Annotated in this window: 2 protein-coding genes; both read left to right on the top strand. The window is 66.7% G+C overall.

Annotation, left to right across the window (positions count from 1 at the left end):
• Window positions 1–660, top strand: a 660-nt coding sequence (locus AB5Y53_RS06005; RefSeq protein ID WP_368173228.1) for a methyl-accepting chemotaxis protein, incomplete at its 5' end; no start/stop codon positions are given.
• A 122-nt stretch (window positions 661–782) separates the two neighbouring features.
• Window positions 783–2,245: methyl-accepting chemotaxis protein (locus AB5Y53_RS06000; RefSeq protein ID WP_368181329.1), on the top strand; the 1,463-nt coding region annotated here is incomplete at its 3' end.

Here is a 2,245-nt window from a genome sequence, read left to right as displayed (position 1 = left end):
GCCGACGTCGCCAAGCAGGCCAACGAGCAGGCCGATGCGGGGGCCCAGGTCGTCGCCCAGGCCCGTCACGGCATCGTCGGCCTCTCCGGTGAAATCGAACAGGTCGCCGGGGTCATCGAGTCCCTGGCGAGCCAGACCGACTCCATCGGCAGCATCCTCGACACCATCCGCAGCATTTCGGAGCAGACCAACCTGCTGGCCCTCAACGCCGCCATCGAGGCCGCCCGCGCCGGCGAGCAGGGCCGTGGCTTCGCCGTGGTGGCCGACGAGGTGCGCAACCTCGCCAGCCGCTCCGCCGCCTCCACCGCCGAGATCCAGGGCATGATCAACAGCCTCCAGGAGCAGAGCGCCCGCGCCGTCAGCGCCATGGCCCAGGGCCGCAACCAGAGCCTGCGGGTGGTGACCCAGGCCGACGAGGCCAACGGCGCCCTCGACCAGATCACCGGGCACATCACCCAGATCAGCGACATGAACATCCAGGTCGCCACCGCCACCGAAGAGCAGTCCAGCGTGGTCGGGGAGATCAACCGCAACGTGGAGGACATCAACCAGCTCACCATGGAGACCGCCGATATCGCCCACCAGCTGACCGAGTCCAGCCGCAGCCTGCAACAGCTCTCCGGCGAGCTCGACAAGCTGGTCGGCAACTTCCGGTTATAAGATGAAAGGGCGCTGCGGCGCCCTTTTTTCACCGGGTCGACAGGGAATACCGACCCCCATGACGGCGAACCGTCATGACAAGCCGCTACAGTAGCGACACAGCAACACACCAAGGAGTCAACATGCTGGCAGGCAACCTCACCATCAAAACCCAACTGATCCTGGCCGTCACCGTGCCCTGTCTCGCCCTGCTGCTGGTTGGCGCCGCCAGTCTGCGCAGCATGGACAACATCAGGCAGCAGGCCGAAGAGCTGTTCCAGAATACCGCCACCCCCATGCGGGCCATGGCGGAAGTGGCCTCCCGCATCCCGCGCATGCGCGTCGGCATCGACATGATGCTATTGCAGGACACCTCCCTGCGCGACGAAAAGGGGGTGCTGACCCGGGTCAAGGAGACCCGCGAGGAAGACATTCCCGAGATGCGCCAGGCCATGGAGCAGGCCGTCAAGGCCCAGGTCGATCCCGACGCCCGGGCCAGAGCCCAGACCCTGCTCGATCAATTCACCCGGGTGGAGCGGGAGGAGCTGACCCCCATGTTGCAGGCGCTCTCTGACAACAAGATGGACGAGGCACGCGCCATCTACCGGGATCGCTACAGCCAGAGCTACGGGGTCATGCGCAAAGGCGCCAATGAGCTGCTCGACGGGTTGATAGGTCAGGCCCAGCATCGCAACGACCTGAGCGAAAACAGCTATGACAGCGGTCGTACCCAGATGATCGCCATCATCGTCATCGCCATCGCCATCTCGCTGCTCGTCTCGACCCTCATCCTCATCGGGCTGCGCCGCCGGGTCTCCTTCCTGCAATCCCATATTGGCGAGGTGGCCCGCCACCTCGCCCTCGACAGCCGCGCCAGTCTTACCGGCAAGGACGAGCTGGCCGAGATTGCCCACAGCTTCAACCAGTTCGTGACCCGGATCCACGGGGCCATCGTGCAGGTGGCGAGCAACTCGCGCCAGGTGGCAGCCACCGCCAGCGAGGTGGCCGCCAAGGCCCAGCTCACCCAGCACAACTGCACCGCCCAGCGGGATCGCACCGTCCAGGTCGCCACCGCCATCCACGAGATGGGAGCCACCGTCACCGAGATCGCAGGGAATGCGTCTCTCGCCGCCGACGTCGCCAAGCAGGCCAACGAGCAGGCCGATGCGGGGGCCCAGGTCGTCGCCCAGGCCCGTCACGGCATCGTCGGCCTCTCCGGTGAAATCGAACAGGTCGCCGGGGTCATCGAGTCCCTGGCGAGCCAGACCGACTCCATCGGCAGCATCCTCGACACCATCCGCAGCATTTCGGAGCAGACCAACCTGCTGGCCCTCAACGCCGCCATCGAGGCCGCCCGCGCCGGCGAGCAGGGCCGTGGCTTCGCCGTGGTGGCCGACGAGGTGCGCAACCTCGCCAGCCGCTCCGCCGCCTCCACCGCCGAGATCCAGGGCATGATCAACAGCCTCCAGGAGCAGAGCGCCCGCGCCGTCAGCGCCATGGCCCAGGGCCGCAACCAGAGCCTGCGGGTGGTGACCCAGGCCGACGAGGCCAACGGCGCCCTCGACCAGATCACCGGGCACATCACCCAGATCAGCGACATGAACAT

Origin of the sequence: Aeromonas sp. R7-5 (assembly GCF_040908015.1) — a bacterium.
In the GTDB taxonomy this organism is placed as follows: domain Bacteria; phylum Pseudomonadota; class Gammaproteobacteria; order Enterobacterales; family Aeromonadaceae; genus Aeromonas; species Aeromonas caviae.
The sequence above is the reverse complement of the archived record's forward strand: the minus strand, read 5'-3'. Positions and strand labels throughout refer to the sequence as shown.